This window comes from Actinophytocola sediminis, assembly GCF_054779715.1.
On sequence record NZ_BAAGXS010000017.1, the window covers coordinates 17,879 to 31,275 of the forward strand.

15 protein-coding genes and 1 pseudogene are annotated in these 13,397 nt (G+C 69.2%); 12 read left to right on the forward strand and 4 right to left on the reverse strand.

The window, feature by feature from the left end:
* Positions 1 to 126: 126 nt before the first annotated feature.
* The 8 genes from ACYVIP_RS08900 to ACYVIP_RS08935 are packed head-to-tail and all read left to right on the forward strand — an operon-like array spanning position 127 to position 7,905.
* Positions 127 to 2,205, forward strand: coding sequence for a phage tail protein (locus tag ACYVIP_RS08900; RefSeq protein WP_460394020.1), 2,079 nt, complete (start codon positions 127 to 129; stop codon positions 2,203 to 2,205).
* The gene (locus ACYVIP_RS08905) at positions 2,205 to 3,074 is read left to right on the forward strand and encodes a hypothetical protein (protein ID WP_460394022.1); all 870 of its coding nucleotides are present in this window, start codon (positions 2,205 to 2,207) and stop codon (positions 3,072 to 3,074) included. Before ACYVIP_RS08900 ends, ACYVIP_RS08905 begins: the two co-directional genes overlap by 1 nt.
* A 12-nt stretch (positions 3,075 to 3,086) precedes the next feature.
* On the forward strand, positions 3,087 to 4,367 hold the full coding sequence (locus ACYVIP_RS08910; protein WP_460394024.1) for a hypothetical protein: 1,281 nt from the start codon (positions 3,087 to 3,089) through the stop codon (positions 4,365 to 4,367).
* Entirely contained in the window at positions 4,364 to 5,494 is a 1,131-nt protein-coding gene (locus tag ACYVIP_RS08915) for a hypothetical protein (RefSeq protein WP_460394026.1), read from the forward strand. The genes ACYVIP_RS08910 and ACYVIP_RS08915 overlap by 4 nt, the downstream gene beginning before the upstream one ends.
* A 17-nt stretch (positions 5,495 to 5,511) precedes the next feature.
* Entirely contained in the window at positions 5,512 to 6,249 is a 738-nt protein-coding gene (locus ACYVIP_RS08920; protein ID WP_460394028.1) for a hypothetical protein, read from the forward strand.
* Positions 6,250 to 6,266: 17 nt separating this feature from the next.
* Entirely contained in the window at positions 6,267 to 6,620 is a 354-nt protein-coding gene (locus ACYVIP_RS08925; protein ID WP_460394030.1) for a hypothetical protein, read from the forward strand.
* Between the two features lie 2 nt (positions 6,621 to 6,622).
* Complete coding sequence (locus ACYVIP_RS08930; protein WP_460394032.1) at positions 6,623 to 7,585, forward strand: glycoside hydrolase family 25 protein; 963 nt, start codon at positions 6,623 to 6,625, stop codon at positions 7,583 to 7,585.
* 8 nt (positions 7,586 to 7,593) lie between these two features.
* Positions 7,594 to 7,905, forward strand: a complete 312-nt coding sequence (locus ACYVIP_RS08935) for a hypothetical protein (protein ID WP_460394034.1) — start codon at positions 7,594 to 7,596, stop codon at positions 7,903 to 7,905.
* Positions 7,906 to 8,198: 293 nt separating this feature from the next.
* On the opposite strand, the gene ACYVIP_RS08940 is transcribed toward ACYVIP_RS08935, so the two are convergent.
* The 3 genes from ACYVIP_RS08940 to ACYVIP_RS08950 form a co-directional block, all read right to left on the reverse strand.
* On the reverse strand, positions 8,199 to 8,840 hold the full coding sequence (locus ACYVIP_RS08940) for a hypothetical protein (protein WP_460394036.1): 642 nt from the start codon (positions 8,838 to 8,840) through the stop codon (positions 8,199 to 8,201).
* A gap of 206 nt (positions 8,841 to 9,046) precedes the next feature.
* Positions 9,047 to 9,346: a hypothetical protein gene (locus tag ACYVIP_RS08945; protein WP_460394038.1), complete on the reverse strand. Its 300-nt coding sequence runs from the start codon at positions 9,344 to 9,346 to the stop codon at positions 9,047 to 9,049.
* A gap of 236 nt (positions 9,347 to 9,582) precedes the next feature.
* Complete coding sequence (locus ACYVIP_RS08950; protein WP_460394040.1) at positions 9,583 to 9,735, reverse strand: hypothetical protein; 153 nt, start codon at positions 9,733 to 9,735, stop codon at positions 9,583 to 9,585.
* A gap of 270 nt (positions 9,736 to 10,005) precedes the next feature.
* On the opposite strand from ACYVIP_RS08950, the gene ACYVIP_RS08955 reads away from it, so the two are divergent.
* The 3 genes from ACYVIP_RS08955 to ACYVIP_RS08965 are packed head-to-tail and all read left to right on the forward strand — an operon-like array spanning position 10,006 to position 11,596.
* Positions 10,006 to 10,203 carry a ubiquitin family protein gene (locus ACYVIP_RS08955; protein ID WP_460394042.1) on the forward strand — a complete coding sequence of 66 codons (198 nt, stop codon included), beginning with the start codon at positions 10,006 to 10,008 and terminating at the stop codon, positions 10,201 to 10,203.
* Positions 10,203 to 10,745, forward strand: a complete 543-nt coding sequence (locus ACYVIP_RS08960) for a DUF6879 family protein (protein WP_460394044.1) — start codon at positions 10,203 to 10,205, stop codon at positions 10,743 to 10,745. Before ACYVIP_RS08955 ends, ACYVIP_RS08960 begins: the two co-directional genes overlap by 1 nt.
* The gene (locus ACYVIP_RS08965; protein WP_460394046.1) at positions 10,742 to 11,596 is read left to right on the forward strand and encodes a helix-turn-helix domain-containing protein; all 855 of its coding nucleotides are present in this window, start codon (positions 10,742 to 10,744) and stop codon (positions 11,594 to 11,596) included. Before ACYVIP_RS08960 ends, ACYVIP_RS08965 begins: the two co-directional genes overlap by 4 nt.
* Here the strand turns inward: ACYVIP_RS08965 and ACYVIP_RS08970 are convergent.
* Entirely contained in the window at positions 11,587 to 12,561 is a 975-nt protein-coding gene (locus ACYVIP_RS08970) for an exo-alpha-sialidase (RefSeq protein ID WP_460394048.1), read from the reverse strand. The genes ACYVIP_RS08965 and ACYVIP_RS08970 overlap by 10 nt on opposite strands.
* Before the next feature lie 230 nt (positions 12,562 to 12,791).
* On the opposite strand from ACYVIP_RS08970, the pseudogene ACYVIP_RS08975 reads away from it, so the two are divergent.
* A pseudogene (locus ACYVIP_RS08975) lies at positions 12,792 to 13,370 on the forward strand (glycerophosphodiester phosphodiesterase family protein); the annotation flags it as partial.
* Positions 13,371 to 13,397 lie beyond the last annotated feature (27 nt).

Genomic DNA, 13,397 nt, shown 5'->3' on the forward strand with positions numbered 1-13,397 from the left:
CTCTGGCTGCTGCGCGGCCTTTCCCCTCAGTCGGTGTGGCGGCACGTCGTCGCCCATGCACCCGTGGAACTGCGCGACGAGGCGATCGACGCCGCGCTCGATGCGCTGTAGAAGAGGGGGCCTGCAGTGTCGCTGACCATCGGTGAGCTCGTCGGGTATCTCGAGCTCGACGACAAGAATTGGACACGGGGCAACCAGCGGGCACGCGACGATCTCCGCCAGTTCCGGGCCGACATCGACGAGTTCTCGAGCCGCGCGGCCAGCCGGTTCCTGTCGACCGCAAACTCGTTGTCGAACATCCCGGTAGCGATATCGGCGCTGTCCGGATCGGCGTCGATCTTCGGGCAGATGGCCGGCGCGGTCGGGCTCATCCCGGCGGCCGGTGCCGGCGCGGTCGCCATGATCGCCGCGCTCAAGCTCGGCATGGAGGGCTTCTCCGACGCGCTGTCGAGCACCGACCCGGCCGCGCTCGAGGAGCTGTCCCCGGCCGCACGCGAGACGGCCGTCGCGGTGCGCGACATGCGCGACGAGTGGGACGCCATGCAGGACAGCGTCCAAGAGCGGCTGTTCGCCGACACGGCCGACATCGTGAGCGACCTCGGCGGGAAGTACATCCCGGTACTCGAGCGCGGGCTCGGCGACATCGCCGGCCAGTTCAACGCCGGCGCACGCTCCGCCGGCGCGTTCCTCGGCGAGGCCCGCCAGGTCGCCACGGTCGACGACATCCTCGGCGGCACCCGCGACGTCGCCGGTGAGCTCGCCGGCACGCTGCGGCCGCTGGCGTCGATCCTGCTGGACACCGCGGCGGTCGGCATGGAGTTCCTGCCCGGCCTCACCGGTGGGCTGACTGACGCCGCTGAGGGGGCAGCCGAGTTCGTGCGCAACGCACGCGACACCGGCCAGCTGCACGAGTGGATCTCGACCGGTCTCTCGACCATCGGTGACCTGATCGACGTCTTCCAGAACCTCGGCCGGATCGTCGGCGCCGTGTTCTCGGCGTTCGACACCGAGGGCGCTAGCTTCCTGCAGACGCTCGAGGAGATCACCGGCAAGGTCGCCGACTTCCTCGAGAGCGTCGAGGGGCAACAGGCGCTCGCTGCCCTGGCCGGCGCGCTGAGCGCCGTCTCGGACGTCGTCACCGATGTTCTGCTCGTCGCGCTCGAGCAGCTCGCGCCGGTGATTGTCGCGCTCGCACCCGGCTTCGCTCAGTTCGCGCAGATCGTCGGCGGCACGCTCGTCTCCGGGCTGCAGGTGCTCGGCCCCCTGCTGCTCGGCCTGGCTACGTTCATCTCTGCCAACGTGACGTGGCTCGGTCCGCTGGCGATCGCGCTCTACGCCGGCGTGCAGGCGCTCGGCGCGGTCACGACCGCCGTGCGCATCCTCAACGCTGTCACGGCGCTGAACCCGTGGGTGCTGATCATCGCCGCGACGATCGCGCTCGCCGTGCTGATCGTCACCCACTGGGACCAGATCACCGCGGCCATCGGCGCCGCGTGGGACTGGCTCGTCACGAAGGCCGGCGAAGTCTGGGGCTGGATCGACCGGAACATCGTCGAGCACATCTCCAACGCGGCGGACTGGGTCGGCGACCGGATCAGCGACATCCTCGACTTCTTCGGCTGGCTCGCGTCGCTGCCGGGCAAGATCGCCGCGTGGTTCGGCAGCGTCCGGGACGCCGCCATCCGCAAGCTCGGCGAGCTGGTGTCCTGGGTGGCCTCGCTACCGGGCAAGATCCTCGGCGCGCTCGGCGACCTCGGCCGGCTGCTCTGGGACGCCGGCGTCAACATCATCCGCGGGCTGCTCGACGGCCTCGCGTCGATGGCCAGCGCGGTGATCGACTGGTTCACGGGCCTCATCGGTGACGCTGTCGACTCCGTGCTGAGCGTCCTCGGAATCTCCAGTCCTAGCAAGGTGTTCCGACAGATCGGCGTCTGGTCCGGCGAGGGCCTGGTGCAGGGTCTCAAGTCCATGGTGGACCCGGTCACCGGTGCCGCGGCCGCGCTCGCTGACGCCGCGGTGCCATCGCCGGCGCTCGCCGGTGCTGGTGCGCCCGACATGTTCGGTGCCGCTGGCGGCATGGCCGGCGCCGGTGCCGCTGGCGGCGGCCGCGCTCCCCTGCACATCGAGCACTACCACGCACCGCAAGACGCCGACCCGGCCGAGCAGGCCGAGGCGTGGGACTGGCTATCGCGGGGTGGTGGCTGATGACTGCTGGCGATTTGATCACCGGTGACCGACAGATCGAGTGGCGCGGCCTGCTGCTCGGCTCCGGCACGTCCTACCGCATGGTGCAGCTCGAGGGGTGGAACGACCGGCCAGACATGCGAGACGGTGACGTCGACATCGACAACCACCACGGCGCCCACCCTGGGCAGTTGCTCGTCGGCCGGCGCACGATCACCATGGCCTACCGGATCGTGCGCCCGCTGGCCGAGTTCCGTGCCGCGGTGGCCGAGCTGCAGCGCTTCACCACGCCTGACGAGAACCCCGTCGAGGAGGAGCTCGTAGTCCAACTCGACGGGGTCAAGTCGCAGGTGTGGGCGCGGTGTATCGGGCTGATCGTCCCGACGGACCGGCGCTACGCGCTCGGCCTGACCGAGGGCGCGATCCGGTGGCGGGCCACCAACCCGCGCAAACTCAGGTTGCCGCAGCTGTCGCCGTCGACCACGCCACCGACCCCCGGCGGTGGCGGCCTGGTGTTCCCGCTCGTGTTCCCGCTCGTGTTCGGGTCCGGCCAGGCCGGCGGCGAGCTCGCGCTCACCAACCAGGGCGGGGCGCACGTGCAACCGCTGTGGCGGCTCACCGGGCCGTGTCTCGGGCCGCGGATCACCCGCAGCGACACCGGCCAGCGGCTGTGGTTCGAGGACGACTACCAGCTACCGGCAGGGCAGACGCTCGACCTGAACACCGCGGATCGGTCGGTGCTGCTCACGCCGAGCGGGGTGTCGCGCAACAACCAGTTGCAGAGGCGCGAGTGGTTCACCCTGCCGCCCGGCACGACCACACAGGTGCGTTTCGAGTCCCAGGACGGCACAGGACAGCTCGCGTGCCTCTACAACCACACCGACCTATGAGGAGGGAATCTCGTGGCTGAGCGGCACTCGTGGGCCGTGGGGGCCGTCGCTGGCGTGGGCCAGGTCGACGAGCTCGACGCGCGGCTCACCATCGGCGGGCTCATCGTCCCGTCTGGTGCGGTCACGTCGCACGGCGGCATGTTCCCCGCAGCCACCACGCCGGGCGACGTCACCGCGACCACACCGACCCCGAACGGCGAGGTACACGTCGCGCCGTTCCGCGGCGCGTTGCAGTCGATCCGTCCAGGCGGCGGGGGCGTTTACATCATCTGTCTGGACGCGATCAAGACCATCGACGTGCTGGGCACCGCGCCGGCCGACCCGGCCAACCCCCGTATCGATCTGGTCGTGTTCCAGCAGTCCGACACCTACCACGGTGACGCAGACTCGGATTTCGTTGTGCGGCACGTGGTCGGCACGCCGGCCGTGGTTCCGGTCGACCCGGACCCGACCGCCGGCGGCCTGTCGCCGGACTACATCCTCAAGGCCCGCATCAACGTCGCGGCCGGCGCGATCACCATCGAGCAGTCCGACATCCAGGCCGAGGACCCCGGCATCACCGTGGCCGTCGGTGGCGTGCTGCCTGTCCCCAACCAGACGTGGCGGGACGCGATCGTCAACCCCTACAACGGCATGCCGATCTACCGGCATGACCGGAACTGGGTCGAGGTCCGCGACGACACCGCGTGGCGCGTGCAGGGCGTCGCGGTCTGTTCATCTCTGGCCGACCGGACAGCGGCGATCACCAACCCCGCCAACGGAACCACGTCCTACCGCACTGACAACGATGCGCTCGATGTCTTCGACGGTGCGGTGTGGCGTGGCACGCGACAGGTCAGCTACGACACCCCGGCGGCGACCGGCTCGGGCGCCAACGCGGCGTTCGCCGCGGCGCAGAACACCACGTACACCCTCGCGTCGCTGGTGATCCCGGACCCTGGTTTCCCATACCGGATCGCAGGTCGAGCGGGGATGCGGCTCACCGCAGTGACGTCGAACATCGGGTACATCTCGCACGCTGGCTCGATCACCGTCGACAGCACGGTGCAACCAGAAATCTCGGCACCGACGGAAAACCATGTGGTCTCGGCGTCCTTCCTCGAGCTGACCGGGACCAACTTCCCGACGGCGACCGGTTTCCTGAACCTGCCGTACCGCCGTGCCAGGACCGTTTACACGGGAGGCCACACGGTGCGGTTCCTGTTCAAGTCCGGTCTGCAAGGCACTCTCGGCTGGGGGCCGCTCAACACCCAGGCGGACTACTACTTCGAAGTCGACGTGGTCCCCGCATGACGCCACCCGTTTACACGTACCTTCTTGCCGACCTGCGGACCAACACGATCCTCGAGGAGATCAAGCCGACCGGCGTGCGGTTCAACAAGCCCTTGAACGGCGCCGGCCGGTTTGACTGCTCATGGAAGCTCGGCGCTCGCACGGCGCACCTGGACGCGTACGACCTGACCATGCCGTGCCGGCGGGTGATCTACGCCTACCGGGACGACCGTCCACAGTGGGGCGGCATCATCTGGACCCGCAGCTACGACTCGGCCACCCAGGCTGTCACCCTCGGCGCCGGCGAGTTCTGGACGTACTTCGACCACCGCAAGGTCATCCCGCTGATCCCGGCAGATCCGGACCTCACCACCGTTGCCGGCCTGTCCGCCGCGTACGACAACGTCGACCAGAACGAGATAGCCCGGCGGCTCGTCGCCCTGGCGCAATCCCACGCCGGCGGCAACATCCTCGTCGAGTTCGACGACACCGAGTCGTTCACCCTGCGGGACCGCACCTACCAGGGCCACGACCTCGCCGAGACCGGCGAGGTTCTCCGCCAGCTGTGCAACGTGCTCGACGGACCCGACATCGTGTTCGACGTCGCGCCCAACCCGGACGGGCCGGCACCGCGCCGGGTGCTCCGGCTCGGCACACCATGGCTCGGCCAGCAGGGCAGCTCCCACGTGTGGGAACTCGGCGGCAATGTCACGTCCTACAACTGGCCGAGCGACGGCACCGGAATGACGACGCGTGCGTTCGCGGTCGGTGAAGGCGTCGACCTCGGCGTGCCGATCGCGGTGCACGAGGACGTCGACAAGTACAACCAGGGGTTCCCGCTGCTCGAGACCGAGCACAACTACGGCTCGGCGGAGGGCGCGGCCACGCTCGCCGGCCACGCCGAGGCCGACCAGCAGACAGGCCGCATGCCGGTCGTGCTGCCCAAGCTCGTAGTACGCGGCGACATCCCGCCCACCGCCGCCGAGGTGAACCGCGGCGACGACGGCCGGCTCACCGTGCCGCCCGACCCCTTCCACCGCACCGGGTTCGACGGACCGGTGCGCGTCATCGACATGTCGTTCTCGCCGGGCGCGTCGGCCGAGCGGGTCACGCTCACGCTGGCCCCGCTCCTCGATGGCGTCGCGTAGGAAAAGGAGCCGAACACGTGGGGCAAGTCAACACCCCTTCCAACCTGCTCGACCGGATCAAGCGCCTTGAACGGCAGTACCAACAGCTGTGGAAGTCACTCGGGCTCACGAGCGCAACCATCGAAAAGGGTGGCCTGACACTGCTCAATGACGCGTTCCTGCAGATGATCGACGACAACGGGGACACGATCGTCTACATCGGACCAGATGGCCAGGGCAAGCAGATCATTCGGGTACGTCGCGAGGGCGGTGCCTACGTTCTCTACACGTACACCGCCGCTGGTGGGCTCCAGTTCTGGGCGCTCACCGACAATGCGGGCCGCATCATCGTGTCCGACGACGCTGAGTCGGGCACCGGTCTGGCTCGCCCGTGGCTCCCTGTTCCGCTCTATCCGATGTTCGCGCCGAGCGTTCCCGTTGCTGGCGACACGGGCCGGTGGGCGATCGACTCGGCCGAGATCCTCGGCGAAACCACCTTGTGGGAAGGCCGCGCGTCGGTCAGTCACCCGTGGATCCAGATTGACGGGACTTGGGGCCACGCCAGCGGATCCGGGGCGATCACGTACCGCCTTCGCGTGAGCGGACAGCTCGTCGGCAGCTGGGTAGAGACCGGCGGCATCACCGAACAGCGAGGGCCGTTCAGCATGGCCGGCCACATCGGCACCGACTGGGCGCCCCTCACCCTCACCGCACAAACCAACGGCACCGGCGCGGTGTGGTGCGCACCGCAAGGCTGCTACCTGCGGCAAACCTGATTGGAGGACATCCGGCAATGACCGATGCGCCGACTGAGGTCGCGCTCCGCTACGTCGGCCAAGCCGTCGACACGCTGCGCGCCACCGTGCACGACGAACTCGCCGCAGTTCGTACCGACCTCACCACGTTGGGAGCCGAGCTACGCACGCACGCGGCCGAGCAGGGGCCGCGTATCGCGGTGCTCGAGCACCGGGTCACCGAGGCAGAGAAGGACATCGCGTCGGTGCAGCGGGAGCGGGACCAGGAACGGGCGGCGCGTGACCAGGAGCGGGCCACCGACCGGCGGCTGCGGACACAGCTCCTGTGGGCGGTAGCCGTGTGCGTGCTCGGCTCGGTGCTCGCGTGGGTCTTCACCCTGATTGGAGGCTGAGTATGGCCGTCACGTTCGGCCTGGACATCTCGCACCACCAAGGCGCTTTCGACCTTGCACGAGCCGCACGCGAGGGCGTCGCGTTCGTGATCCTCAAGGCCACCGAGGGCAACGGCTTCACCGACTCGCGGTTCGCCGGGAACTTGGCGTCCGCGCGGCGAGCTGGGCTGCTCGTCGCGGCGTACCACTACCAACGCGGAAACGTGTCGGCGGCCGCGCAGGTCGCGCACGTCCGCCGCGTGGTGCCGCTCGACGTGCCGGTGATTCCCGACGTCGAGGCCAACAGCGGCACCGTCGCGCTTACGCGGGACCTCGTGGCCCGGCTCCGCGCGGCCGGCTACCGGGTGCCGCTGCTTTACCTGCCGCGCTGGTACTGGCAGCAGATCGGTTCCCCGTCGCTGGCCGGCCTGCCGCCGCTGTGGTCGAGCCGCTACCCCGACAACGTCGCCGGCTCCATCCCGGACGAGTGGGGCGACGTCCCATCCCACTACTGGCAGGGCTACGGCGGCCTACCGGTGGCACTGCTGCAGTTCACCAGCTCGGCCGCCGTCGCCGGCCGGTCACCGATCGACGCCAACGCCTACCGCGGCACTCGCGACGAGTTCGCCGCGCTCCTCGAGGAGGACGACGACATGCCCACCGCCCGCGAGATCGCCGACGCGTTCCTAAACACCGTGCTCGACATGGGTTGGACACCGCCCGGCGGGAAGACGACCCACAAGGCCAACGTCCGCACCGTGCTCGCTTGGGAGGACCGCCGGCACCAGGCGCTCGTCGCGCAGCTCGCTGGCGTGGTGGGGAAGGTCGAAGGGCTCGCCGAGGCCGTCCGCCAGCTCGGTTCCGGCGACGAGCTCGACCTCGCCGCGGTGACCGTGGCCGCCGAGTCCGGCACCCGCAAGGCCCTCGATGAGGGAACCGTGCGCGTCGACATCGACGTCACGGGACCCGACAACCAGGAAGGCTGAACCAACCTATGTCCGATCGTCTCGTCGCGTGGGTGCGCACCGTCGTGCCCGCGCTGTGGGCCGCGCTCGTCGCGTGGCTGGTGTCGCTCGGCCTGCCGCCGGCCGTCACCGACGCGGCCGCCGGCCTGGTCGACGTGCTCGTGGTCCCGGTCGTGCTCGCTGCGGTGTACGCCGCGGTTCGGTGGGTAGAACCGCGGCTACCGTCCTGGCTCGCGGTGGTCCTGCTGGGCTCCATCCGTGTGCCCGTCTACGCGCTCCCGCAGCGTCGCCAGCACGCCGCCGAGGTGGGCGAGGCCGCCGAGGAGCAGCGCGCGGCGTAGGTCGCCGACCGGTAGCCGGTGGCCGAGCTGGATGGACAGCCACACCGTGGCGAGCGTGAGCTCGTCTGCGATGTCGGGGGGCACCCTGACCGGGACCTGCCGATCGTCTGCGGTCAGCGGACCTGGCTCCGTGTAAACGGTGGGGATCATAGGCACCAGTACCGCCGATGTCCGCAGGACCACGCCATACCCCGTCCAGGTGGTATCCAGTCAGCCGGCGCTGCCTGACTACTGAACAACGCGAGAGGCCCCGCACCCGGTTCGCGGGTGCGGGGCCTCTCGTCGTGTTCGCGTCAGCCGTCCTGCATCACGGCGCCGCAGGGGCAAGCCGGGTAGCCGATCTCCAGCCACTTCGCCGTGGTCCGGACCGTGTAACCATCCTGCGCGCACACGACCTTCAGCATGCGTGTCGACTGCTTGGTCGGGCCGGAGTGCACGCGGCCCGGGGTCGGGGCCGGCGCGCCGGTCGGGTCGACCGGCACCCGCTGTGCGACCGGGTTCAGCACGCCGTGCGGGTACTCGCCGATCGTCTCGGCAAGGCAGATGAGCTCGGCCTGCAGAGCCACGCTCGGAAGGGCCTCGGTCATCTTGCCCTCGAGACCGAGGCGGGTCGCGGCTTCGGCGAACGCGCCCTTGTGGCCAGACTGGCAGTCGTCGGCCGCGTGGATCAGCTCGTGCATGAGCACGCCGAGCACGACGGAGGTCTCGCCGATCTGGGGGCTGATGAACAGGTGGTTTGCGCCGTCCTCGCTAGTTGAGCGAGCCCAGCACTGGCCCAGGATGATGCCGTTCTCGCGGCTCGCGCCGTAGCCGAAACCGACGCTGACGTGCATGCGCTCGGGCAGGTCCATGCCGACCTCGGCGAACCGGGGACGGAGGGCCTCGATGGCGGCCTCGAGCCATGCCTCGCGGGTCATGCGGATGGTGCTGGTCATGGGTTTGCCTTCCAGTTTGTAGGGACTCTCTCGGTGACAAGAGCGATCTTGTCATACGCCCTACCTGGAGCGCAACGTTTAAACGTCCTAGCTTTGGCAGAAGAAAACCCCCGACCTGATCAGGGCCGGGGGCGTCTACCCTCGTCGGAGGCTCACCGTGTCACCGAGAGAGCCTGGAAGGTGGGGACATTCTAGTGCGTCCCGGTTCAGTCGCGCGGCCGCGCCGAGCTAGCGGACCCGAACCTGTCTCGCCAGACAGGAAGGGTCCGAAGCCCCTCCGGCGAGCCCTCCAGCGTCGCCGTCACACTCGCGTCGACCTGTTCCTGCGTGGCCACGGCAACCGTGATGAGGCATGCCGGGCACCTGCGGGCGTCGCCGACGTCATCCGTCACCTTGTCCGTGGGCACGCTGTGGTAGCAGGGCCGCGCCGCTGACACCATGGTGACGTCCGCTGCGGACACCACGAACGCGTGGACCTGGTCGTCATAGCCCGAGACGCGCCACACCAAGTCCACCTCGTCACGGCCAGCACATACCGGACACGCCTCGTCGTTGGCCGGCGGCCTGCTTCCGCCTTCGCACGAATCACAGGGCACCGTGATGGTCCCGAACGGACGCAAGGGGCCGGGGGATTCGTTGCGTCCGTTCGGAACCTGGGAAGGGCCGGGAGTCCGGTTGGGGGACAGGGACTCGACCGGCCCGAGCACGGGCACGCGTCCGCACGGCAGGTCATGTAGTTGGGTCATCGGTCGCTCTCCTTGCACTTCATCTGCGCGCCGGCGCCGGTGGTGCACACCACGTGTGGGCCATAGCCGGTGCCTGGCCTGTAGCCGGTGAGGACCAACGCGATCCCGATGAGGATCGAGACGACTGCGAGCCAGAAGATTGCCCTCATTCGTGCTGGTCCCCGGCGATCCATCGCCGCTCGATCAGCGGCTCGCGCACGACCATCGACGTGCACCATCCGGGGGCTGTCACTCGGACAGCATGTAACGCAGCTCGCGCATAAACAACGCAATCTCGCAATCCGCGCGCAATCTCCTCCGATCGGGCTAACCCACATACCCCCTGTTGCCCTACGTATCGCCCACGTGGTCGGTTGTAATGCGCCACGAATGCAGCGACGATGCGGACGAGTACCCGCTCGACACGGAGGAGAGAAGCGATGAAGATCGAGTTCCTTGGAACCACCTCGACCGGCGGCCACTGCCCATCAGCGTTCAAGACCGACCGCGGTACCTACCTCGTCCAAGGCGCGCGAGTCACCGACGAGGAGGCCCTCGCCGAGGTCCGGCGCCGCGGGCTGCCCGACCATGAGACCGTGGTTGAGATTCCTGCATCCCTGATCAAGTTCTTCGACTGATGGCGGAGCACGTCACCGTCGGCCAGTTCGATGAGCTCTACGCCACGTTCACGCGCTCCGTGTTCCGGTGGGAGGCCCAGCCGGCCTACTACGAGCCGGAGGAAGCCGAGCCGTTCCAGCTGTGGAGGGAGACCGGCGAACCGACCGATCTCGCCTACCTCGCCGACTGGCTCGCCACGGTGCGAGCTGCCGTCGACCACGGCAAGCGGTTCGAGCGCGTGCGCGTCCACCAGACGCCACCGACCACCTACCAACGGTGGGCGACGGAGATCGCGACGGCCAACGCCGCCGCCGGCGAGAACATCCGAGTCATGGCCGAGGCCGACGCGCGCCGGCTCGAACTGCCGGCCTACGACTTCTGCATCTTCGATGACCGGCTCGTCGCGCGGATGGAGTTCGGCGAGTCCGGCATGACTGGTGCCGTGCTCGCCGACGACGCCGCCGAGCTGGCGTGCCATCGCACGTGGCGAGACGAGGCGTGGCAGCATGCAATCCCGTTCCAGGACTACCGGGCAGGCCCGCTGGCCGAGAGGGGTACGTGAGCGATAACGACGGCCGCCGCGCTGACTTCGGCGAGCGCCTGCGACGGCTTCGGATGCGAGCCGGCTACCTGACCGGCAAGGAGTTCGCCCGCCACATCGGCTGGCAACAGTCCAAGGTGTCACGGCTCGAGACAGGCAAGCAGACAGCCACCGACTCCGACGTCATCACGTGGTGCGAGGCCGCGGGCGCGTCGGAGTCGGTGGCTTCTGAGCTGATCAACGACCTACGCGAGCTACGGATCGAGGCGGCCAGCTGGCGCCGCCAGCTCCGTACCGGACACTCACGCCGGCAGCGGGAGGCCAAACGCGTTGAAACGGCCGCGCGCCGCATCCGAGTGTTCGAGCTCGCCGTACTGCCCGGCCTCGTGCAGACGCCCGACTACGCACGGCACGTCCTGGCCATCCACGCGCGAATGCACGGCGTCGAGTCCGACGTCGACCAGGCTGTGCGGGTCCGCATGGAGCGCCAGGCCATCATCTACGACCGCGAGCGGACCATCGAGATGATCGTGCTCGAGTCGACGCTGCGGTACCCGCCGTGTCCGGCCGACGTCATGGCCGCACAGCTCGACCGGCTGCTCGCCGTGTGCTCCATGAACACGATCCGATTCGGCATCATCCCGTTGGACACCCAACTGCCGGTGATCTCCAACAACGGGTTCTGGGTGTTCGATGACTCCTCGGTGATCGTCGAGACGACCGACAGCGAGATCACCGAGGAGGAACCCGAGGACGTCGCGCTTTATCACCGGATCATGGACGAGTTGTGGACAGTGGCGGTTGAGGGTGACGCTGCTCGAGCGCTGCTGCTGCGGACGCTCGAGCAGCGCCGCGGCACGCCCTACAGGTAGCCGAGGTAAAGGCGGCTGTCGGTCGGTGCGCGCTCCATCCCGATCGGGCACCAGATGTAGCCAGTGCCGAGTTCGACTGGATGCGCGTAGGTCATGCCGACCGAGGCCGCCGCCGAGCCGGCCGGCCGCGGCATGATCGTCCGCTGTGAGGTCCAGGTCTGGCCGCCGTCGGTGGAGGTGGCCAGCATGGCGTCTCTGGTGACCGTGTGCCGATAGACGGTGTAGATGGTGCCGTTGCTGGCCCACACGGAGGCGCTGTTGCCGGTGGCGTTGTCCAGGACGCGGGTCACCGGTCCCCAGGTCGCGCCTGCGTCCGGTGAGGAGCGCATCCCGATGCCGCTCCAGTTGCCGGCGCGGAACAGGACCACGATCTTGTTGCCGTTCGCCACGAGCCATGGTTCCTGGTAGGGCAGGCCGCCGCCGATGGCGTTCGCGAGCCGGTTCGAGGTCCACGTCGTCCCGCCGTCGGCCGACCAGGCCACCCACGCGGTGTCGACCGCCTCGCCGGCTTTGCGGCCGTAGAACGCGGTCCAGAGCTTCGTGCCCACCTGCACGATCGGCGCCGAGATCGCCGCGTACGGCAGGTTCGGATCGATCCGCACCGACGGGCCGAACGTCTGGCCGCCGTCGGTGGACCGGGCCGCGCGGGCGCCGGTCGGGATGCCGGTCGCGGGGTTGGTGACGAAGTAGGTCAGCCACACATCGCCGCCGGCCTCCGACAGGCCAGACGGCCCGAGGTGCGGGTCACGAATGTCCGGGCCGCCGTCGACCCGGACGAGTTCCGGTGTCGACCACTCGCCGGTTGCCGGGTTGCCGACCGAGGTATAGATCCGGCCGTCGCCGCTCACGTGGCCGGCGCCCTGCCGCCACATCATGCGGACCGTGCCATCCGCCAGACGAACCGCGGTCGGGAAACCGGCGTGCGGAGACTGCTCAAGGCCGAACGGCGCGTAGGCGCCCGGCACCGGTGCATCGGTGGCGGCCGCCGCCGCGGTGAGCTCGACCCCGGCCGGCGGCCGCGGCGAAGGCGTGTAAACGAGTGCGGCGACTGCCGCGAGAGCGGCGACGATGCCGCCGAGGAAAAGAGTGCGTCTGCGTCTCGAGCGTGTCAGACTTCGGACCTGCGACATGGGTTGTGACCCTTCCTGTGCAGGTGACACCAGGAATGGCCCATGTATGTGCCTAGTGGTTCCTGGTCGAGACCAAGCACCCCACCTTCTTCAGCGAGCAGGGCAGGGCGCTGGAGCCCAAGGTCGTCGAGGCGCTCAACCGCAACGGGCTCAACCGGCGCGGGGCCAAGGTGTTCGTGCAGTCCTTCGAGGTGGCCAACCTGCGCTGGCTGGCGCCGAGGCTGAAGGTGCCGGTCGTGCAGCTGACCTCGGCCACCGGCGCGCCGTACGACTTCGTCGCCGCCGGTGACCCGCGCACCTACGCCGACCTGCTCACCCCGGCCGGCCTGCGCTGGGTCGCGGACTACGCCGACGGTCTCGGCCCGGAGAAGAACCAGGTCATCCCGAGGGACGCGGCCGGGTTCCTGCTGGCGCCGACCGCGCTAGTCCGCGACGCGCACCGAGCCGGGCTGACGGTGCACCCGTACACCTTCCGCGCGGAGAACCAGTTCCTGCCGGCCGACTTCCGCTCGTCGACCGTGCCGGCCGAGTACGGCGACATCCTCGCCGAGATCGCCGCGTTCCGGGCCGCCGGCATCGACGGCCTGTTCACCGACAACCCCGACATCGCGGTCGCCGCCCGCGACGACAAACCCGCCGCCTGACCGCAGTGAAGGGTCCCTTCGCTGCGG